At 58.7% G+C, this 20,810-nt stretch carries 14 protein-coding genes; 10 read left to right on the top strand and 4 right to left on the bottom strand.

Annotated features, from left to right (window positions below; all coding sequences use genetic code 11):
- Nucleotides 1–9 precede the first annotated feature (9 nt).
- Nucleotides 10–2,337, top strand: coding sequence for a type I DNA topoisomerase (gene topA, locus J3U87_RS10355; protein WP_237382972.1), 2,328 nt, complete (start codon nucleotides 10–12; stop codon nucleotides 2,335–2,337).
- Nucleotides 2,338–2,508: 171 nt separating this feature from the next.
- The gene (gene uvrA / locus J3U87_RS10350; protein ID WP_237382971.1) at nucleotides 2,509–5,340 is read left to right on the top strand and encodes an excinuclease ABC subunit UvrA; all 2,832 of its coding nucleotides are present in this window, start codon (nucleotides 2,509–2,511) and stop codon (nucleotides 5,338–5,340) included.
- Nucleotides 5,341–5,397: 57 nt separating this feature from the next.
- Here the strand turns inward: uvrA and J3U87_RS10345 are convergent, their stop codons facing one another.
- Nucleotides 5,398–7,722 carry an ankyrin repeat domain-containing protein gene (locus J3U87_RS10345; protein WP_237382970.1) on the bottom strand — a complete coding sequence of 775 codons (2,325 nt, stop codon included), beginning with the start codon at nucleotides 7,720–7,722 and terminating at the stop codon, nucleotides 5,398–5,400.
- 176 nt (nucleotides 7,723–7,898) lie between these two features.
- Here J3U87_RS10345 and J3U87_RS10340 point away from each other — a divergent pair, with 176 nt between their 5' ends.
- Nucleotides 7,899–8,561, top strand: a complete 663-nt coding sequence (locus tag J3U87_RS10340) for a hypothetical protein (RefSeq protein ID WP_237382969.1) — start codon at nucleotides 7,899–7,901, stop codon at nucleotides 8,559–8,561.
- 205 nt (nucleotides 8,562–8,766) lie between these two features.
- Nucleotides 8,767–10,386 (top strand): type IV-A pilus assembly ATPase PilB, encoded by a 1,620-nt coding sequence (pilB, locus tag J3U87_RS10335; protein WP_237382968.1) that lies wholly within the window; start codon nucleotides 8,767–8,769, stop codon nucleotides 10,384–10,386.
- A gap of 219 nt (nucleotides 10,387–10,605) precedes the next feature.
- On the opposite strand, the gene J3U87_RS10330 is transcribed toward pilB, so the two are convergent.
- Nucleotides 10,606–11,637 carry a putative metalloprotease CJM1_0395 family protein gene (locus J3U87_RS10330; protein ID WP_237382967.1) on the bottom strand — a complete coding sequence of 344 codons (1,032 nt, stop codon included), beginning with the start codon at nucleotides 11,635–11,637 and terminating at the stop codon, nucleotides 10,606–10,608.
- Between the two features lie 426 nt (nucleotides 11,638–12,063).
- Here J3U87_RS10330 and J3U87_RS10325 point away from each other — a divergent pair, with 426 nt between their 5' ends.
- Nucleotides 12,064–12,441, top strand: coding sequence for a hypothetical protein (locus J3U87_RS10325; protein ID WP_237382966.1), 378 nt, complete (start codon nucleotides 12,064–12,066; stop codon nucleotides 12,439–12,441).
- 156 nt (nucleotides 12,442–12,597) lie between these two features.
- Here the strand turns inward: J3U87_RS10325 and J3U87_RS10320 are convergent, their stop codons facing one another.
- Nucleotides 12,598–13,479: a class I SAM-dependent methyltransferase gene (locus J3U87_RS10320; protein WP_237382965.1), complete on the bottom strand. Its 882-nt coding sequence runs from the start codon at nucleotides 13,477–13,479 to the stop codon at nucleotides 12,598–12,600.
- A gap of 89 nt (nucleotides 13,480–13,568) precedes the next feature.
- Here J3U87_RS10320 and J3U87_RS10315 point away from each other — a divergent pair, with 89 nt between their 5' ends.
- From J3U87_RS10315 to J3U87_RS10295, 5 genes are all read left to right on the top strand, one after another.
- A complete protein-coding gene (locus tag J3U87_RS10315) occupies nucleotides 13,569–15,182 on the top strand; it encodes an adenylate/guanylate cyclase domain-containing protein (protein ID WP_237382964.1) in 1,614 nt (537 codons plus the stop codon).
- A gap of 190 nt (nucleotides 15,183–15,372) precedes the next feature.
- The gene (locus tag J3U87_RS10310; RefSeq protein ID WP_237382963.1) at nucleotides 15,373–16,176 is read left to right on the top strand and encodes a tetratricopeptide repeat protein; all 804 of its coding nucleotides are present in this window, start codon (nucleotides 15,373–15,375) and stop codon (nucleotides 16,174–16,176) included.
- The gene (locus J3U87_RS10305) at nucleotides 16,177–16,530 is read left to right on the top strand and encodes a hypothetical protein (RefSeq protein WP_237382962.1); all 354 of its coding nucleotides are present in this window, start codon (nucleotides 16,177–16,179) and stop codon (nucleotides 16,528–16,530) included.
- A gap of 154 nt (nucleotides 16,531–16,684) precedes the next feature.
- On the top strand, nucleotides 16,685–18,193 hold the full coding sequence (gene ftsY / locus J3U87_RS10300) for a signal recognition particle-docking protein FtsY (RefSeq protein WP_237382961.1): 1,509 nt from the start codon (nucleotides 16,685–16,687) through the stop codon (nucleotides 18,191–18,193).
- 177 nt (nucleotides 18,194–18,370) lie between these two features.
- Nucleotides 18,371–18,751, top strand: coding sequence for a PilZ domain-containing protein (locus J3U87_RS10295; protein ID WP_237382960.1), 381 nt, complete (start codon nucleotides 18,371–18,373; stop codon nucleotides 18,749–18,751).
- Between the two features lie 28 nt (nucleotides 18,752–18,779).
- Here the strand turns inward: J3U87_RS10295 and J3U87_RS10290 are convergent, their stop codons facing one another.
- Entirely contained in the window at nucleotides 18,780–20,612 is a 1,833-nt protein-coding gene (locus J3U87_RS10290) for a bifunctional homocysteine S-methyltransferase/methylenetetrahydrofolate reductase (protein WP_237382959.1), read from the bottom strand.
- Between the last annotated feature and the right edge of the window lie 198 nt (nucleotides 20,613–20,810).

The raw sequence follows: 20,810 nt of genomic DNA, 5'->3' as shown, positions 1-20,810 counted from the left end.
GAGAGAGGCATGGGAAAATCCCTGGTCATCGTGGAGTCACCCGCGAAAGCCAAGACCATTAACAAATACCTTGGCAAGGACTTCAAGGTTCTGGCCTCGATGGGCCATATTCGCGATTTGCCCACCAACAAGTTGGGCGTCGACATCGAGGCGGAATTCGAGCCGGACTACGCGGCCATGCCTTCGAAGCGAAAGGTCATTTCAGAGCTGAAAAGCGAAGCCAAAAAAGCGGACTCCGTGTTCTTGGCCCCTGACCCCGATCGCGAGGGAGAGGCCATTTGTTGGCACCTCCAGCACGAGGTCATTCCCAAGGACAAGCCGGTTTTCCGGGTCATGTTCAACGAGATCACCAAAAAGGCCGTACAGGCGGCCATCGAATCGCCCGGCATCGTCAATCAGAACCTGGTGGATGCGCAGCAGGCGCGCCGCATCCTGGACCGATTGGTGGGCTACATGATCAGCCCGGTCCTGTGGAAGAAGGTGAAGCGCGGTATTTCGGCCGGCCGGGTGCAATCGGTCGCCCTGCGCATGATCGTCGACCGCGAGTACGAGATCCTGGCTTTCGTGCCGATCGAGTACTGGACCTTCGCCACCCAGCTCGAAGGCAGCGAAAAGCCCAATTTCAAGGCGAAGCTGATCAAGTGGGACGGCGAGACGTTGCGTCAGGGCAACAAGGAAGCCAAGCGGACCATCGAGAACGCCGAGCAGGCCGCCGAGATCGAGGGCATTCTGCGGCAATCCGAATTCAAGGTCGTGGCCATCAAGCGCAAGGCCAAGAAGCAGAATCCGCCGCCGCCGTTCACCACTTCCAAATTGCAGCAGGAAGCCTCGCGGGCCCTCAGCTTCACCGTCAAGAAGACCATGATGCTGGCCCAGAAGCTTTACGAAGGGATCGAGATCGACGGGGAGCCGATCGGTTTGATCACCTACATGCGTACCGACTCCATGCGCGTCAGCGAAGAGGCCATCAACCAGGTTCGCGACTTCATCACCCAGGAATACGAAGACCGTTACCTGCCCAATCAGCCGCGTCGCGTTCCCCAGAAAAAGAACATCCAGGACGGTCACGAGGCGATTCGCCCGACCCACGTGGAGTTCACGCCCCAGTATCTCAGCAAGTATCTGGACAAGGACGAGCTTCGGCTCTACATCCTGATCTGGAAGCGTTTCGTCGCCTCGCAGATGGCCGCCAAGGAAATGGACGAGACCGTCATCGAGATCGAGGCCGGCCCCGGATCCTTCGAGGTCAAGGGCCTGGTGACCACCTTCCCCGGTTTCACCACCCTCTACATCGAGTCCGGCAGCGAGAAATCCGGCGAGGGCACCGGCAGCGATCTGCCCAACCTCCAGGAAGGCGAGATCCTGAAGGTCCTGGAACTGGAAAAGAACCAGAACCACACCAAACCGCCGTCGCGCTACACCGAAGCCTCGCTGGTCAAGGCACTCGAGGAAAACGGCATCGGCCGACCCTCGACCTACGCGGCCATCATCGCCACCATCCAGAACCGCGATTACGTGGAAAAGCGCGAGAGCCGCTTCCTGCCCACCGACTTGGGCATGGTGGTGACCAGCCTGCTCAAGGATTCGTTCCCGGATCTCATGGATACCAAGTACACCGCGCGAATGGAAAACCGGCTCGACGATGTGGAAGCCGGTGCCGTCACCTGGAAAGGCCTGTTGGGCGATTTCTACCAGGGCTTCGAGACCAATCTCAAGGACGCCGAGTCCAACATGCCCAACATCAAGCGCGACGGTCTGGAAACGGACATCAAGTGCGAGAGCTGCGGCAGCAAGGTCGTGATCAAGACCGGCCGTTACGGGCAGTTCCTGTCCTGTTCCAATTATCCCGAGTGTACCTTCGCCAAGCGCATCAAGGATGTGGATCCCACCACCACCGAAATGCCGATGTTGAAGGGCATGATCGGCAAGGTGAACGAGGCCCCCGAGGCGCTCAACAAGCCGTGTCCCGAATGCGGGCACGACCTGGTGCGTCGCCACGGCCGCTACGGCGAGTTCATCGCCTGTTCCAATTACCCGGAATGCAAGTACATCCACAAGGAACTGGTGGGTGTCAAATGTCCGAAAGACAACTGCGAGGGCGACATTCAGGTGCGCAAGTCGCGTCGTGGCAAGGTTTTCTACGGCTGTACCCAGTATCCCAAGTGCGATTTCGTCTCCTGGGACAAGCCCACTGGCGAAGCCTGTCCCAATTGTGCCGCGCCCACGCTTTACGAGAAAGTGCGCAAGAAGGAAACGGTGCACTACTGCACCAACCAGGAATGTAAATTTTCCCGGAACGTGGAAGCGACCGATTCGGTCGAGACGGCCGCGGTTTGACGCGCTGATTTTCCAGGACATCGCGCTTCCCACTTCATGACCCCCGATTCCCCCGGTGCACGGCGGAATCGGGGAAACCCGCCCTCTCTCACTTGACCCCTTCCGGCGCATCCGGCTAAGATCCGTGCGCTCGAGTTGGGTTGGTGAGATGTCCCTGAGGAGGCCCCGATCGTGTCCGAACAGTTCATCCATGTGAAAGGTGCCAAAGAGCACAATCTCAAAAGTGTCGACGTATCCATTCCGCGCAACCGCCTGGTGGTGATCACGGGGGTTTCCGGATCGGGCAAGTCGTCACTTGCGTTCGACACGATTTATGCCGAGGGCCAGCGGCGTTACGTGGAGTCGCTCTCGGCCTATGCGCGCCAATTCCTCGATCAAATGGAAAAACCCGATGTGGAGTCCATCGAAGGATTGAGCCCCGCGATCTCCATTGAACAGAAGACCACCAGCCGGAATCCGCGTTCGACGGTGGCCACCGTGACCGAGATCTACGACTACCTGCGTCTGTTGTTCGCACGCATCGGTCACCCCCATTGTCCCGAATGCGACCGCCCGATCGTCAGCCAGTCTGCTACCCAGATCGTCGAGGCGTTGCTGGCCTACCCGCCCAAAACCGCGTTGCAGCTTCTGGCCCCGGTCGTTCGCGACCGCAAGGGCGAATACAAGAAGCTGTTCGTCGATTTGAAAACCAAGGGCTATACCCGGGCCCTGGTCGACGGTGAGTTGATCCGGTTGGAAGAGCCGCCCCAACTGGACAAGAATTTCCGCCACACCATCGAGGTGGTCGTCGATCGCGTCAAGATCGACCCCGAAAAGCGCGACCGCCTCGCCGACAGCGTCGAAACCGCGCTCGAGCTGGGTGAAGGTCTCGTCAAGATCGATTTTCCCAAGGACGAGGATCGCGAGCCGATCTACATGAGCGAACACCTCGTCTGCCTGCACTGCAATCTCTCTTTTCCGGAACTGCAACCGCGCGATTTCTCGTTCAACTCGCCTCACGGCGCCTGTGCCCGCTGCGACGGACTCGGTGAAAAGCGCGAGTTCGACCCCGAGTTGGTGGTCCCCGATCCCTCCAAGAGCATCAACAAGGGTGCGATCTCCCTGCTGGACGCGGGTCGCGATTCCTGGCTGGCCTCCATGGTCAAGCAACTCGCCAAGCACTATTGCTTCTCGCTGAACACGCCGTTCAAGGACCTGTCCGAGCAGATGCGGAAGATTCTGCTCTACGGCGATGACGCCAACGTGAATTTCGTCTACGAGGGCGAAGAGGATCAATACGAGTTCGAGGTGCGCTTCGAAGGCGTGATCCCCCACATGGCGCGCCGCTACCGCGATACCAATTCACCGCGAGTACGCGAAACCTTCCAGGGCTTCATGGCGATGACGCCCTGTTCGGCCTGTCACGGCGACCGCCTCAAGCCCATGTCCCTGGCCGTCAAGATCCGCGGCGAAAACGTCGCCCATTACACCAAACTCTCCGTCGCCGATGCGCTCCAGGCCTTCTCCGAGATGGAACTGGAGGGCAACGAGGTCCTGATCGCCGAGAAGATCCTGAAGGAAGTGGTGGAACGGCTCAAGTTCCTGCACGACGTGGGTTTGGGCTACCTGACCCTTAACCGTTCCGCCGGCACCCTTTCGGGCGGCGAGAGTCAGCGCATCCGGCTCGCCACCCAGATCGGGTCCAAGTTGATGGGTGTCCTCTACGTGCTCGACGAACCCTCCATCGGCCTGCACCAGCGCGATAACCGCCGTCTGTTGGACACGCTCAAGAGCATGCGTGATCTGGGCAACACGGTGCTCGTCGTCGAGCACGACGAGGAAACGATCGCCGAGGCCGACTACCTGGTGGACATCGGCCTCGGTGCCGGCGAACACGGTGGGGAAGTGGTGTTTTCCGGACCACCCGAGGACATCAAGAAGCATCCGACCTCGCTGACGGGCATGTTTCTCAGCGGACGCGAATCGATTCCCGTTCCCGAGAAGCGACGCAAGTTCGATCGCCGCAAGATGGTGACCATCGTCGGTGCCCGCCACAACAATCTCAAGAACGTCACGATCAAGATACCCACCAAGGTGTTCACCTGCGTGACCGGGGTCTCCGGGTCCGGTAAATCGACCCTCATCCACGAAATATTCAGCAAGGCCGCACAACGCCAGATCTACAAATCCAGCGTGCGCCCGGGCAAGCACGACGAAATTCGCGGGCTCCAGTACTTCGACAAGATCATCGAGATCGATCAGTCGCCCATCGGGCGGACGCCGCGTTCCAATCCGGCCACCTACGTCGGCCTGTTCGGCCCCTTGCGCGACCTGTTCGCGGCGGTGCCCGAGTCCCGTGCCCGCGGTTACAAACCGGGCCGCTTCAGCTTCAACGTCAAGGGCGGTCGCTGCGAGGTCTGCGAGGGCGCCGGCGTGATCAAGATCGAAATGCACTTTCTGCCCGACGTCTACGTGACCTGCGAGCAATGCAAGGGCAAGCGCTACAACCGCGAAACGCTCGAAATTCGCTATCGCGGCAAGACCGTCAACGACGTGTTGAACATGACCGTCGAGGAAGCCTATCACTTTTTCGAGAACATCAATCAACTGCGCAACCGGTTGCAGACCCTGATGGACGTGGGGCTGTCCTACATTCGTTTGGGCCAGCCCGCCACCACCCTTTCCGGTGGCGAAGCGCAGCGGGTCAAGCTCAGCAAGGAGCTCAGCAAGCGCGATACGGGCAACACGCTCTACATTCTCGACGAGCCCACGACCGGGCTTCACTTCGCCGATGTGAAAAAGCTGCTTCACGTGATTCATCGCCTGACGGATCACAACAACACCGTAATCGTGATCGAACACAACCTCGACGTGATTCGCTCGGCCGACTACATCATCGACATGGGACCGGAAGGCGGTGTCAACGGCGGTGAGTTGGTGGCCTGCGGCACGCCGGAGGAAGTCGCCAAAGATGAGCGCTCCCATACGGGGACCTTCCTGCGACCGCTGCTGTACCCCAACTGAATCGCGGAGCCCGTGCGGCACTTCGTGGGGGCGTTTTGAGCGTTGGTTTTCGCCGGATCAGCTCTTGGCGCGGGTGTAGATCGTCAGCAGTTCGCCGATCATCGGTTGCGAGACCTGGGACCGGATCGATTCGCCCATGTCGTTGCTGAAATGGGGATCGGCCCCGTTTTCGAGCAGGGCGATGACCGCCGCGGGGTGCGATTTGCTGACGGCCCACATGAGCGCCGTCCAACCCGCACGGGTCACCTTGTTGGGGTCCGCGCCCAGGCAGAGCAGGGTGCAGATGATCATGATCTTGGCCTTGGATGCGGCGATGATCAGGGCCGTCCGGCCGCGGTTGTCGGCCGCGTTGATGTCGGCTCCGGCGCGTGACAGGACGTGCAGCAGTTCGCGGTGTTCCTGGCTGGTGGCGATCTGAAAGGCCGAAGACCCGGTTTTCTCGGTCTGGTTCACGTCCGCGCCCGCTTCGATCAACCGTTCCACTACCGGGCCGCTGCCGTTGAAGGCGGCGTACATCAGTGCCGACTTGCCCTGCTCGTCCTGTTTGTTGACTCTGGCGCCCATCTCCAACAGGTGGTTGACCAGGGGGAGATTGCCGCGCATACAGGCGATCATGAGCGGGGTGCTGCCGCCTTCGTTGAAGCCGTCGATGTCGGCGCCGCGCGATACCAACTGGCTGAGGAGCTCCAGGTTGACGCGGGCGGTGGCCCACATGATGGGAATCCAGCCGTTGTCGTCGCGCCGGTTGGGGTTGATCCCGCGATCGAGCAGGAGTTCGACGCTGTTGGCTTGACCGGACTGAACCGCCAGGTTGATCAGGGACTGCCCGCGCGAATCTTCCGAATCCAGTTTGAGGCCGCGCTCGAGCAGGAAATCGACCAGATCCACCCGGCCGTGCTGCAGTGCGAGGATCAGTGCGTTGCGGCCCTGGCCGTCGGTGGTGCGCACGTCGACACCCTTTTCCGCGAGCAGGCCAACCGTTTCCTCGTCACCGGCCGCCACCGCGGCCAGGAACGGCGTCTTGCCTTCCTGATTGCGTTCCTTGAGGTCGGCACCGCCGAGGATCAGCGCGCGAATGATATCCTGCCGGCGTCGCGTGGGGCTGTCGTCCAAGGTTCCCGGCAAGAGATGCAGCATTTCCCCTTCGAGCGGTTCTTCCTGGTGGATGCCGCCGATCGCGTGAAACAGGGCCGAGCGACCCAGGCTGTCGCGTTCCCGTTGCCCGGCGTCCATCCGCAGCAGCAGGTCCACCATGGGTAGGTGCCCACCGCGAACCGCCCACATCAGGGTGGTGCGGCCCTTGACATCGCGGGCGGCCAGGGAAATGCCGTGACCGACCAGGGGCAGGGCGGTTTCCGTGTGCCCGCCGAAGGCGCACAGCATCAGGGGCGTCATTTCCAGGTTGTTGCGGGCGAAAACATCGATGCCCCGTGCGATCAGGCGCCGGACGACTCCGGTATGGCCGCCTGCGCAGGCCCACATGAACGGGGTCATGCCGTGGTGATCGCGGCCCTGGAAATCGGCCTTGAACTCCCACAGGGTGTCGATCAGGGCGTCGAAGCCGCCTTTTGCGGCCAGCATGGCGCAGTCGGTTTCGTCGTCGCGTTTGTGTCCGGTCGATGCGCCGTAGTTCAACAGGGACAACACCGCTTCCTCGAATTCGGGGGTCTGCCGGTATTCCTTCAGGCACCAGAGCAGCGCGGACCAACCCTGGCTGTTGGTTTCGTTGGGGTCCACGCCGTTTTCCAAGAGCAGGCGAACGACCGAGCCGTGTCCGCCACCGGCGGCCCACAACAGCGGGCTCATGCCCCATTTATCGCGAATCTGTAAATCGGCCCCTTTTTCGATCAGGGTTTCGACCGCCGCGAGCAAGCCATTTCGCGCGGAAAAGATCAGGGCCGAGGATTGGTCGTTGTTGCGGAGGGTGGCGTCCGCGCCCAGGTCGATGAGGGTCGCCGCCACCTCGGAATGACGTTCGAGGGCCGACCACATCAGGGCCGTCATGCCCCATTTGTCTTTCTGATCCAAATCGGCGCCGGCCTTTGCCAGGGCCTTGACGGAAGTTTGATCGCCCGACTTGGCCCCGAGAATCAAGGCCGTCTCTCCCTTGTGATCGCGGGCGTTCAAGTTGGCGCCGGCGTCGATCAACGGCATCAAGGTCTCGTTTTGGCCCGCCGCCGCAGCCGTGATCAAGGGGGTCCGGCCCGAGTGATCCCGTGCTTCCAACGTGGCGCCCTCCGTCAGCAGGGTCTTGAGGCGCGCACTGTCGCCGTTTCCGGCCGCGTCATGGAGACTCTGGATTGCTTCGAATTGGGAGGCTTGCCGAGCGTCGGCATGGGGCGATGGTGCCGTCTGCTCTCGGTCGCCGGGCGGCTGAACCATAAAATCTTCCTTAAAGACCTGGGTTTTTAACCGATACTATAACTCAGACAGGCACTCGCGGGAAATCACAAGTCCAAAGTTTTGAGGCCACAGTCACCCTTGTATGAACCCGCACCTTTTGGGTTCACTTTTTTTGGTAAGATAGGTTGTTACATTCAAATAGGATGGCGCTCCCCATGACAGGAAACATAGCTCACCCGCAGATCGACCGGCTTCGGCCGATCAAAGTCTACGTGGTACGCGTATTCGACGCGCTCGTCAGCGATATCAGCCAAATCGGCATGGCCCTCGAATCGAACCAGTCACTCTCGGTGGGCAAGCAATATTTGTTTCATCTCAAGTGTAATGAACGTCACTTCATGATCATGGCGAATGTGGTTCGCTGGAGCCTGAGCGAGCTGAGACCCGATTCTTCCGGCTCTCAGACACCCATGTATTCCGGTGGGGTCGAGTTCGTTTTGGAACGCAGCAAGGCGGAGATCAACTTATTGGATCTCCTGCGCGAAAATACGCCCGGCGAAAAGCGTTCCGGCGGACCGCGCATCGAACCCCTCTATAAAATCACCGTCAACGTCGGCGAGCTCCTGAATGCCTCGGTTCTTTCCCTCACGGAGCAAACCATCACCCTGCGATCGTCGGTTCTGCTCGACCCGGACGAAGAATGGGCGTTGATTCTGGAAGATGGCGAGAACAGTGTCGAGCTGTTGTGCCGCGTCGTGCAGGTCTCCAAAAAGGATGAAGATGTGGGCTACACCTGCAAGTTGGAGCTGATGAAGCTGAAACCTCAATCGCGGCACGCCTACAACGAATGGTTCCTCCCCCTCGCAACAGCCGATTAATCGCGCCAATCCTCTTCGGTCTGGCTTTCAATGGTGAATGTACGCGTGAAATCGTTTCCAAAAAATAATGATCATTTGAGCTTTAAGATGGCGGGACTATAATGAAATAAAATCGCCCCCATCAGGATCGCCTCGTGACCGGGACTTGCGGTGCCGTCCCCCGCATATTCCGTCACCCTATCTCGCCCTTGGCAAGGAGTTGTTTGTGTCCCAGGAAATTATTCCCGTCGTCAGTCTTGCGGATCGCGAAATCGATTCGGAATTGATCAGCCTGATCCCCATCAAGGTGCTCAAAAAGCACACCGTGGTGCCGATCAGCCGCCGTGGCTCGACGATCACCGTCGCAACTAGCGATCCTACCAACATCTTCGCTGCCGACGAACTCAAGTTCATCACGGGCTACAACATCGAAATGGTCGTGGCGCGCAAAGAGGAGATCGAGCAATTGCTCGGCGTGGTGCGCCTGGGTGGGGACGACATTCTCGAGGGGATCAGTGACGATCACGCCATGACCGCTGTGGAAGACGGCGATGGGTCTATCGATTTCGCGGCGGACTCCATGATGGAGTTGGAGGATTTCGACTCTCTGGTTTCCGGTGCGGTCGACGAGATCGAGGTCGTGGAAGACGTCGACGAAGAGCAGCTCTCCGCCAACGTGGACGCACCGATCATCAAGCTGGTGAACAGCATTCTGCTGAAGGCCATCACCATGAAGGTCAGCGATATCCACATCGAACCCTACGAGAAGCAGATGCGCGTGCGTTACCGCTTGGACGGCGTTCTGAAAAACGTCATGACCCTGCCGGTTCAGCTCAAGATGCCCGTACTCTCGCGCGTCAAGGTCATGGCTCACCTGGACATCGCCGAACGGCGCCTGCCTCAGGACGGCCGCATCAAGCTGAAAATCGGGCGCGGTCGCGAAATGGACTTTCGCGTGTCCTCGCTGCCGACCCTGTTCGGAGAGAAGATCGTTCTGCGACTCCTGGACAAGACCAACCTCCAGCTCGACATGACCAAGCTCGGCTTCGATCCCGAGGCATTGGACATCTTCCGCGACGCCATCAGTCAGCCGTGGGGTATGGTTCTGGTCACCGGGCCGACCGGTAGTGGTAAAACGACGACCCTGTATTCAGCTCTCTCCGAGTTGAATAACGAAGACACCAACATCATGACCGCGGAAGACCCGGTCGAGTACAACCTGCTGGGCATCAACCAGGTTCAGATGGCCGACAACATCGGCCTCAACTTTGCCGCGGCACTGCGTTCGTTCTTGCGTCAAGACCCTGACGTCATCCTGGTGGGCGAGATTCGCGACTTCGAAACCGCGGAAATCTCCATCAAGGCCGCCTTGACCGGTCACCTCGTGCTCAGTACCCTGCACACCAACGATGCGCCCAGTACCGTCAACCGCCTGATCAACATGGGAATCGAGCCCTTCCTGGTGAGTTCCTCGGTGAACCTGATCCTGGCCCAGCGCCTTGCGCGCAAGGTCTGCCAGAAATGCCTGACACCCGCGGAAACCTCGGCCGCCGTTTTGGAACAGTTGGGGATGACGGCCGAACAGATTCGCAACACCAAGATCATGAAGGGCGCCGGATGCCCGGTCTGCTCGGGAACGGGCGCCAAGGGTCGTATCGCGCTTTACGAGGTCATGAGCCTTTCCGCCGAGATCAAGGAAGCAATCGTCATGGGCGCGAGTTCCACGGAAATTCGGGAAGTGGCCATGGAACAGGGCATGGATACCCTGCGGATGGCCGGTGTGAAGAAGATGATGGAAGGCATGGTTTCCGTCGAGGAAATCCTGCGGGTCACCAAGGGCGATTGATCGCCGTGGCGGTCGCGTCTGGGCGCGCATCGCCACGAGTCTGGAAGTCCTGTTTCGGGTGATTGTCCCACCGCCGCCATCGAAGCGGATGGGGGAGCGGTTGCCCGGCGAACTCCAGGTGCAGGACCGTCCGGCGACGGGGATGTTTTCGCGCCGATGATGCGTCGATTCGAGAGAATCGAGCCACGTCAGGCAAAGACCTCGATGGGTGTGAAGGCATCAACCTACCAGAGATAGGAGCGAGCCAGGCGTCTGAACGTTGCGGCCTTGGGCCGAATAGATGCCCGATGGCGTTTCCGCGGCGGGGTTCAGGCCGCTGAGGCCACCGATATTCGAAATGTTCGAGGTGGCCGGACCGCTTGACGGCGTGTCGTTACCCGTTGCTCCGATGGCGCCGATAGCGCTCTGGCTTTCACTTGCCTGGATGCCGATCCCGCCTTCTTCATCCGGTTCGGGCCGGGCGGGGGCGGTATTCACGGGGACTGGATTCTGGGAGGGGGCGCTCTGTTGGGCCTCTTCGCGTCTCTCCGCCGCTAATTGCTGGCGGGCCTCGGCTTTCATGGCATCGGCCCGGGACGCGACGCTGCGATCGGTGGAGCTGGGCTCTTGCGGGGCCAGAGCCGCCCGTTTGATGCGAGTGGCCTTTTGAATGGTCGCCTCGGGATCGTTGGGCACCGGTGAGGTGTCGATCTCTACACTGCCGCCGACGGCGTACCGTCTGCCGTCAGGGCCGCGTTGGTAATCGTATCGGGGGCCGCCGAGCGCCAGGTCGCCCGCGGCCGCCAGGTGGGCCTGTTCGTGGGCGCGCACTTCGAGATCACGCGCTTTCAGGTCTCGCACGAGCTCTTGTTCGGATTCGGACAGTTCACCGGGGCTTTCGGATTCTTCTTCCGGCGCTTCGGTCTCTTCTGGGGTCTCGTTCGCGGTTTCCGCGTCGTCGGCGGCTTCGGTATCGTCTACCGCTTCAGGTGCCCGGCCGGGGGTCGTGCGGGTCGCTTCCGGAGACGCGTCCTCCTCTTGCTCGCCGCGAGCCAGCGCTTCCGGGCTGAGGGACACCGAATCATCTTCACCGCCGAGGGGTGAAGATTGCCGACCGTCGTTCTCCCGATCCTGATTGGTTCGGTAGATATCGTTGACCGCACCAATTTGACCGCTCGAGTTGTTGGTCGTTTCCTGTCCGGCACCGATGGTGCTCCGCTGAAAGGTGGAGCCGCCGGAGATGGTGGAAAGCGAAATGGAGGAAAGAGCCATGTTCACACTCGAAGCACGCGGCCTGCCCGGCGTCGTTCCGGCCGAGAGGCGCGAGGTTTTGACGTGGTCACGGGACCGAACCCGGATTCGAAGACACCAATGGCGTATTCGTCAAAGATTCTAAAGGGATCCATCGGGTATTACGAGAGAGATATTAAGGCGAAAAGGAAAAAAAGTTGGAAAACCTTTTTCTTTGTGAGCTGGATGGGGGTCGGGACAAAAACCTGGGCCTATCGCAGGAGAAATGTGGTGTACTTGCGTCATTATTTTTGAAAGCGATAAAAAGTCCGGTTGGGATTTTGACTATTCCCTTTTCGGGGACTTATAATGATTGAGTCAAATTCCATATCTCGCTTCCCTTGAGCGAGCGAACAATGTACTGGAACAACCATCCCAAGCTTGTCGTCAGCGACATGGAGGTCAACGATGATCGAACCTGGATCTCTCAACAACCCTTCCAATACCCAAAGCGGTAGGTTGAATTCCAACGTTTCCAAGAGTGAAGGTTCCAGTCAGAACAAAGGTGCCGGGGGCAGCGCCGCCACGTCGGATACCTTCAGTGCCTCGGCGCCGGAAGAGGGCGCACCCGTTTACACCAACGCCGGAACCACCAATGCCAGGGCTACCGGCGATCGCGCGCAATTGGCCGCTCAACGGCGTGAAGCGCAGTCCGAAGTGGATGCCGAAGAGGCGGAGCGCCTCACCGGTGAATCCACGGGCCTCATTTCCGGCGATCAGCAAACGGCCAGCGATGCTCAAGCGGCCGGTTTGAACGAAAGCCGCATTCTCGAATTGATCGCCTGAATCCCGTTCCGTCTTTCGTGAATCGATGCCGGTCGATCTCGACTTCATGTTCCCGGGTTGTCCCCGTTTCGCGTGTTATGGCGGGGGACCTGGCTCGATCGTCGTTTGCGGTACCGCTTTTTCCAGTACACGACCTCCCTCGTACGGGAGGTTTTTTCATGTTTGGGGCTTCGTTGCGATGATGAACAGGGTCGATGCCAGTCGATGGGCCTCGGGAAACCGGTTGACCAGCAGATCCATGAACTTGATCGGAAAGAGGAGTCCCGTCAGGCCGCCCTTGATCAGCGTGTAACCACGCGGAAAGCGAAGACCACTCATCACGTATCCCCATTCGCTGAGCAGGTTGACCATCGAAGAGCAGGGACCGCCGTGAATGCCGACCTCCACGTCTTCGAACGCTTCGAATTCGCGCGCGAGGCCTTCGCGCGACCAGCGCTGGAAGTCGCTGGGATGGCCGTGAAACGGAAACAGGAAGGGCACGATGAAGAACGCCAGGCCACCTGGCTGGAGGACACGGAAGCTTTCGGCGATGACGCGTTTGGGATCCGCGACGTGTTCCAGGACCACTTCGCAGACCAGGCCGGAAAAAACGTCGTCTACGAAGGGAAGCACGTGGGCGTCGCCGACGATGTCCACCCCGGGAAAGTCGTCCAGGTCCAGGTGTACCGCATCGAGATAGCGGGTGACGCCGCTACCGAGGATCAATTTGGTGCCGGGGTTTTCCAGGGTTCGTGTTTTGGCTGCGCGCCAGGACTTGCCGGGGAAGTACTCCGAGCTGACCACGCGCCGCAGGGCGTGCATCAACGGATTGGGACGCCGATAGCCCGCCACCATGCAGGCGCCGTCGACGGTTTCCAGTTGGGCGCGCTCCGGTGCACGGGTCTCCAAAAAGTGGGGAACCCCGTTTTTTATGGGGAATGAGGCCTTGCAGGCGTGACAGGTGAGCGCGGACATGTTGCCCAGGGTGCCCGAATAAGTTTTTTTGAGTAAAGGGGTTGTGCATGTCGTGCAGCGAAGGGTCGACGGATTGAGCGTCATGAATCGCTCCTCGGCCGCGGCTGGCGTCGGCTGGCAAATGAGGGTCATCTATGCTAGCATGAGTGAGATTTTTCTTGTGAGGAACCGGCATGTCGTTTGTCCTGCGGTATACGGTCGATGGCCGGGAACGCGTCTTCCCCATCGGCGAGCGGGAAATCACCATCGGGCGCGCGCCTGATTGCCATTTGGTTCTCAATCAGCCGGGCATCTCGCGTCACCATTGCCAGGTCGTCATCGAAGGTGGCAAGCCGTATATTATCGATCTCAAATCCAAGAACGGGACGCGCGTCAACAACATCTATATAAAGAAGGCCCAGCTTTCGGCCGGTGACGAGATCCTGATTGCCGAGTTCCAGCTCATCTTCGCCGAAGAAGGGATGGCCAGGGGTCTGGAAGAGCGCGATCCCAAGGCCTCCGATCAGATGGTCCTGTTGTCCGATCAGAAAGAGCTTCACGAAGAAGCGGGTACCATCATTCGTCGCGTCAACGATTTCCAAGACATCATTGCCAGCAAGGCGCCTCAGGAAACCGAGGGACGCCGCATCATGACCGTTTTGATCAAGGTGGCCGAGGCCTTGATCGCCGTCAATTCGGTTGACGAAATCATCGGAAAACTCATGGATCTCATTTTCGAGAATCTGCCTGCCGATCGAGGATTCCTGATGTTGAAGGATCAGTCCACCCAACTGGTGCCGAAGGTGGTTCGCCATCGCGAACCGGGCGAATCCGACAACATCGAAATCTCGAGGACCATTGCCGAAAAGGCGTTGAACGACAACATGGCGATCCTTACGACGGACGCTCAAGTCGATCCGCGTTTTTCGGCCGGTGAATCGATTCGGTTCCTGGGAATCAAGTCGGCGATGTGTGTCCCCCTGTTCCATAAAGAAAAAACCATCGGGATCCTGTACCTCGATTCGCCGACGTCGGCGGCCATTTTCGGGCCCAGTGAACTCGACCTCCTGACGGCCATGGCCAACTTTGCCGCCGTCGGTATCGAGCAGGCCCAGCTCAACGAGAAAATCCAGCGCGAGACCTCGATTCGGGAACGTTTGGAGCGGTATCACTCACCCAGCATCGTGAATCGGATTCTGCGCAATATCTCTTCGGGTTCCAGTCCCATCGAGGATTACAATCTCAAGGTCCAGGAACGGGACGTCACCATTCTGTTCGCCGATATCGTGGGATTTACGCCCATGTCGGAGCGCATGCCGCCCAACCGGATCGCGGAGTTGTTGAACGAGTATTTTTCGGCGATGACCGAAATCCTTTTCAAATACGAAGGGACACTGGACAAGTATATCGGCGACGCCATCATGGCGATCTTCGGTGCGCCCAACAACATGGTGGACCATCCCGATCGCGCGGTGCGCACCGCTCTGGATATGTTGGAAGAATTGAACGAGTTGAATTTGCACCGGGCCGAAGACGAGCGGTTCGCCATCCGTATCGGCATCAACACGGGCCGGGCGGTCGCGGGCGACATCGGCTCGATCAAACGGATGGAGTACACGGTTCTCGGCAATACGGTGAACATGGCTTCGCGCATCGAATCCATGGCCTGTAAGGCCGGTCAGGTCGTGATCGGCGAGGCCACCTATCTGGCCGTCAAGGATGACTTCGTCTGTCAGAACCTGGGTGCCATCCAGCTCAAGGGTATCAGTGAGAAGGTCAATGTGTATCGCGTGATCAAGCGCCGATGAAGGTCCCGATTTGCGTGGGCGCCCCTTTTCGTGCACGATTTCACACGATACCGGTTACGATCTCCCGATTTGGTCTTTGTCTACGGAAGACTTTTGGCTATAACTGGAAAATAAGGCAGAGTAGGGCTTTCGCGAACGGCTTTTACGCTCGAAATCAGCGGCCGCGCCCTGGATGGATGGAGTTTGTTCTATGAGAATCGCGCTTGTTTTGACGACGGTTTTGGCCCTGACCACGATCAGTTGTGGACCTAAGAAACAGACACAGGCCGAAATCGAGAAGGCCGAAGCCGAATACAATTATCAGGAAGCACTCAAAAACTACAAAATTGGCGTGAACTACCTCAACAACAACGAGGTCCTTCAAGCCATTCAGCACCTGGAAACCGCGGTCAATCAGGATGACACCAACTTTCGATATCGCCACGGTCTGGGCCTGGCCTTCTCCATGAACGGTCAACTGGAAGAAGCCGAGTCGGAACTGAACAGGGCACTGGCGATCAACCCGAACCACTCGGAATCCTACAATCTCCTGGGGTCGGTGTACATCGATCAAGAGCGCTACATCGAAGCGGTCGAGGTCTTGAAGAAGGTCATTCGCGACAAAAACTATGGGCAGCCCCAATTCCCCTACTTCAACCTGGGCCTGGCCATGCGCCGTCAGGATCGCCTGACCGAGGCCGTCGCCGCCTTTCAAAAAGTGGTACAGATCGATCCCAGCTTCTATCGGGCCTATATCGCCCTTGCCGACATCTACAAACAAAATGGCGATTACGACCACGCACTCTACTTCTATCAAAAGGCCGAACCGGGCTTCACCAACGACGTGAGCGTGCTCTACGAGATCGGCCACGCGCTGTTCAAACTCAAACGCTATGACCAGGCCAAGACCTACCTGGCTCAAGTCTCCATTCTGTTCCCCCCGCCCGTCATCGATAAGCCTACCCAGGAAATGTTGCGATACATCGAGATGAAGCGAAGGAAAGCACTGAACTAAATGGATTTTCATGCCGAATTCAGCAAGTCCGTCAACGCTTTTCCCTGCATCGAGGGATTGATTTTTGCCGATCCCGACGGGGAATCCATTCTATTCGAGGCACCGAACATGGTGCCTTTTGATGTTAAACTTGCCGGTGCCAAGCTGCCGATCCTGATGCAGGTTTTTCGGTGGCGTGAATTCGCCGACTCACCCACGTTCATGGAGCTCAAGTACGAGGACAAAGTCATCATGGCGGTGCGGTTGTCTCAGTTTTACAGCATCACCGTCATTTGCAATGATCTGACCCAGCGCTATCAACTCAAACGGCACTTGGAGGAACTGGCGGCGAAATTCAATCAAGAAATATTTTGAGTTCAATAATTGAGGGAGATTCATTCTCATGACCAAAGAACCCAAGAAGGGTTTCTTCTCTTTTCGGAAGAAGGATAAGCCCCAGGAAAATGAGAAGGAAAAGGGTGGGTTCTTTTCCAAGTTCTCTCGGAAGAAGGATTCGGCGACGGATACCTTGGAGCATCCCGAACCGGAAGTGACCGCCGAGCCTGAAGACCTTGAAGAGTCGGAGTCCGGTGGCCGCCTGTTTGGGCTTTTCCGACGCAAGAAAGAAGAGGATGCCGCCTCCGAAATGTCGCCCGAAGTTCCGACGGATGAGAGCTCCTCCGAAGTGGCTCCCGAACCCGAAATGGACCAGGTGCCCGGTGCTGGCCTGGATACCGAAACCATCGCGCCCGCCCCGGCTGCCCCGGCCGTGACGTCACCAGCCCAACCGATGGAGTCCCCCGCGCTGGAAGCTTCGCCAAGCCCCGCCGCCGCACCGGCGATCCCGACGGAATCACAAGATTCCGCCGAGGCCAGCGAAGCGGCGGAAGTCGCGGCTCCGGATTCTCCGGAAACCGTCGAAACCGCTCCTCGTGAGGTGACGGCTGTCGAGCAAGGTGAAGACGAGAGCACCGGCGAAGAGAAGATTGCCGAGGAAGGGGAAGACGAGGACGCCGGTGAAGAGAAGAAGTCCCGATTCGGTTTTTTCCGCCGGAAGGACAAAGACAAGGAAGAGAGCCAAGAGGAACAGCCCGAAAGTGAAACCGACGAAGACAAACCCAAGCGCGGTTGGCTGCAGAAACTGAAAGACGGCCTCAAGGGCACGCGCGAGAAGATTTCGGGCGGTATCAACCGTCTCTTTTTGGCGACCAAGCAGATTGACGAAGACCTGCTCGAAGAGCTCGAGGAGTTGTTGATCAGCACCGATATCGGTGTACAGACCTCCCTGGATATCATCGAGAAGGTTCGTCTTGAAGTAAGCCGAAAGACGCTGAAAAATGGCGAAGAGTTGAAGATTCACCTTAAAAAAGAGCTTCAAACGATTCTTGACGACATTCCAAATGAAGGCTTTAACATCGATCGTGACCCCACTGTGATTCTTGTCATCGGCGTCAACGGTGTAGGGAAGACGACCACGATCGGCAAACTTGCGCGCTTGTGGCAACGAGAAGGGAAGTCGGTGACCGTTTGTGCTGCCGACACGTTCCGTGCCGCGGCTGTCGAGCAGCTTCAAATCTGGGCCGAGCGCGCCGATGTCGACATCGTGTTGAAGCCCGAATCCAAGGACCCCGCCGCGGTCGTGTTCGACGCCTTGGAGCGCGTCAAGCATACGGGTTCGGATATTCTGCTGGTGGATACCGCCGGACGGCTTCACAACAATCCCAACCTGATGAACGAGCTCGGCAAGATCCGGCGAATCATCGAACGCTCCTTCCCCGATGCGCCGCATCACGTACTGCTCATCCTCGATGCGGTAACGGGTCAGAACGGTTTGCTGCAAGCCAAGGAATTCGCTTCCAAGATCGGGGTGACCGACCTGATCGTCACGAAGCTGGACGGTACCGCCAAAGGCGGGATCGCCGTCGCCATCGCCCAGGAGCTTCAACTGCCGATTCAATACATCGGCGTCGGTGAGGGGGTGGATCACCTGCTGGCCTTCAATAGTCAGGAGTTCGTGAATTCGATGTTTGAGGACTAGAGCGGGAGTCACGGAAGAGGGCGGAATTATGTGAATTTGAAAAGTTTTGCTTGTTTTCGGAAATTCGCTCCCGGCAAATCAAATCGTAATTCACAGCACAGTGAAAGGCGTGCCCGGTGTTATAATGACTAACTGGCACGCCTTTTTATCGGATGCCTTCGAGACCAAGGGGGGCTTATGACATCTAGTCAAGCGGGTACCTGTCGGCGGCGTTACATCCGTTTTCCCGCCGACACGTTGGTTTGGTGGTGCAAAGATTGGGAAACCGAACCAATTGCCTTGCTGGATATCAGTGCGGGTGGCATGTTGTGTGAGTTCCCGTCCGAAATCCCGCGAGGTACCAAGGTCAGTTTGCATTTCGAGTTCCCCGGTTTCGAGGGATTGATTTTTTGTCGTTGCAAGGTCGCTCACTGCCGCAAGGGAGAGGATCCTTTTTACTTGGTGGGTATGCGCATTCTCGAACTCGAAGGCATGGATCAAAGCGAGTTTATCAAGCGCCTCAAGAATGGGCTGCCACCTGGCACGGCGCGTCCCTCGGATACCGAAGAAGAGCCCTGATTCCACCTCACATCGCGAATGCCTCGGCTCAATCGAGTTTTTCGAATACCCCCTCGAGTCGATGAGCTTCGCCAAACGAAGGCATCACGTAGACACCGCCGGACATGGGTCGCAGTTCGTTGATCAGCTCCGCGGCGAAACGAATACCGAGCTCCGCTTGTTGTGATTCGTCCGCGTTTTGGAAGCGCGCCATGTCGGCCTCGCGGATGTGGATGCCCGGGTATTCGTTGTTGAGAAACTTGGCGTGCCGGAAATCGCGCACGAGCATGACTCCGAACAGGACGGGCACTTCGTAGGGTGCGATTCGCTGGAGGAAAGGTGCCACGGCGGCGGGATCGAAGATCGGCTGGGTCTGCACGAAGTGAGCGCCGCGACGGATTTTCATTTCCAAATAGCGCATCTCTTCATCGAGATTTTCCGCCAGCGGATTGGCGGCGACACCGATCTGGAATCGGGTCGGTTCCCCGAGGTCGTTCATGCCGAAGTCTTTGCCCAGGTTCATGCGCGACATGATTTCCACCAATCCCAGGCTGTTCACGTCGAAGATGGAGGTTGCCGAAGGGTAGTCGCCGATTCGGGCCGGATCGCCGGTGAGGGCCAGAATGGCTCGGACCCCCAAAACGTGCGCACCCAGAAGCTCCGCCTGCAGGCTGATGAGGTTGCGGTCGCGACAGGTGATGTGGGCGATGGATTCGACCTGGGTGCGTTCGCGGATGACTTTCGCCAGCGCGATGGAAGAGATACGGGCTCGCGCCAGCGGATTTTCGGGGATGTTGATGGCGTCCAAACCGTAGGGTTTGAGCTTTTCGATCGTGGCGATCAGCGATTCGATTTCCATGCCCCGGGGTGGCTCCAACTCCACCGAGAGAATCGGCTGTTTGCCGAGTTTCTCGCAGAGCGAGGGGCCGTTCCGAGTTGCGTGCCGCGGGGTGTCGGAGGCGTCCGGTGCGGTCGAGGCCACGACCGAGGATCCTTTCTTTGCCACTTGGGGAAAGGAACCGCGAACCCGGTCGGCCACGGCGCGAATGTGGTCCGGGGTGAATCCCGCCGCGCCGCCTACCATCACGGCGCCCTGGCTGAGGAAGAGTTCCGCGCACTCTGCCACGTATTCCGGCGAGCTCAGGTAGGAAACGGTGTTGCCCAGATGCACGGGATACCCCGCATTGGGACGCACGCACAATGGGTAGTTCGTTTTCTTCTGTGCCAGGATGCCTTCTATTTCCAATGGGCCGAGGGTGCCCTGAATGCCCACGGTGTCGGCGCCCACCTCCATCAGCGTCGAAAAACAGTCGTCCACGTTGTCGCCGAATTGGGTGCAGCCGTCTTCGAGGAACGTCATGCAGGCGACGATCGGGCACGCCGACAATTCGCGAAGCGCCAGGACGCATTGTTCGGCTTCGATGAGGCTGCTGAAGCCCTCGAGGATGAAACCGGCCACTTCGGCATCCAGCAGTAGGGATGCCTGATCCTTGTATATGTCGCGGTAGTCTTTTTCCGTGAGGCGCCCGTAGGGGCGCAATAACGCGCCGGTCGGACCCAGGCCACCCAGGACGAGCTGTTGGGCGCTTGCGGCAGCACGACAGATCTCACAGGCCTTGCGGTTGATGGCCTCGTATTCGGCGCGCAAAGGCTCGCCCTCGAGCGCCAACCGATTGGACTCGGCGGTAGCCGTTACCAGTACGTGGGCGCCGGAAACCGCGAAATCTTGGTGGATCGAACGAACCAGGTCGGGGTGTTCGAGAATGTGAAAGGCGGGATGTACGATTCTCGCGCGGCTTCGCCTGGACAACTCCGCGGTCATGTTGCCTTCAATTACCAAAACCCGCTCTTGAATCAGGTAATCGTAATCGGTTCGTAACATGTGGCGCCCGACCTATGTGCTCGAAAACACGCGTTGGTGCCCATCCGGAAACGATATCGTTGCGGCTACCCAAGCGGCATGGCGGGATGGGCACGGGATCGGGTCTCAGGCGTCAGGTGTCCGTAATACGTTTGTTTTCTAGGTGATTGGCTGAAACCTGACGGCTGAGACCACGCAGCATGGGAGCCAGGACGGTTC

Origin of the sequence: Sulfidibacter corallicola (assembly GCF_017498545.1) — a bacterium.
Lineage (GTDB): Bacteria > Acidobacteriota > Holophagae > Acanthopleuribacterales > Acanthopleuribacteraceae > Sulfidibacter > Sulfidibacter corallicola.
The sequence above is the reverse complement of the archived record's forward strand: the minus strand, read 5'-3'. Positions and strand labels throughout refer to the sequence as shown.

Bases quoted from the DNA above. Each gene is read 5' to 3' on its own strand.
- topA (WP_237382972.1), top strand. From the start codon at position 10: ATGGGAAAATCCCTGGTCATCGTGGAGTCACCCGCGAAAGCCAAGACC.
- J3U87_RS10345 (WP_237382970.1), bottom strand. From the start codon at position 7,722: ATGGTTCAGCCGCCCGGCGACCGAGAGCAGACGGCACCATCGCCCCAT.
- J3U87_RS10340 (WP_237382969.1), top strand. From the start codon at position 7,899: ATGACAGGAAACATAGCTCACCCGCAGATCGACCGGCTTCGGCCGATC.
- J3U87_RS10330 (WP_237382967.1), bottom strand. From the start codon at position 11,637: ATGGCTCTTTCCTCCATTTCGCTTTCCACCATCTCCGGCGGCTCCACC.
- J3U87_RS10325 (WP_237382966.1), top strand. From the start codon at position 12,064: ATGATCGAACCTGGATCTCTCAACAACCCTTCCAATACCCAAAGCGGT.
- J3U87_RS10320 (WP_237382965.1), bottom strand. From the start codon at position 13,479: ATGACGCTCAATCCGTCGACCCTTCGCTGCACGACATGCACAACCCCT.
- J3U87_RS10315 (WP_237382964.1), top strand. From the start codon at position 13,569: ATGTCGTTTGTCCTGCGGTATACGGTCGATGGCCGGGAACGCGTCTTC.
- J3U87_RS10310 (WP_237382963.1), top strand. From the start codon at position 15,373: ATGAGAATCGCGCTTGTTTTGACGACGGTTTTGGCCCTGACCACGATC.
- J3U87_RS10305 (WP_237382962.1), top strand. From the start codon at position 16,177: ATGGATTTTCATGCCGAATTCAGCAAGTCCGTCAACGCTTTTCCCTGC.
- J3U87_RS10295 (WP_237382960.1), top strand. From the start codon at position 18,371: ATGACATCTAGTCAAGCGGGTACCTGTCGGCGGCGTTACATCCGTTTT.
- J3U87_RS10290 (WP_237382959.1), bottom strand. From the start codon at position 20,612: ATGTTACGAACCGATTACGATTACCTGATTCAAGAGCGGGTTTTGGTA.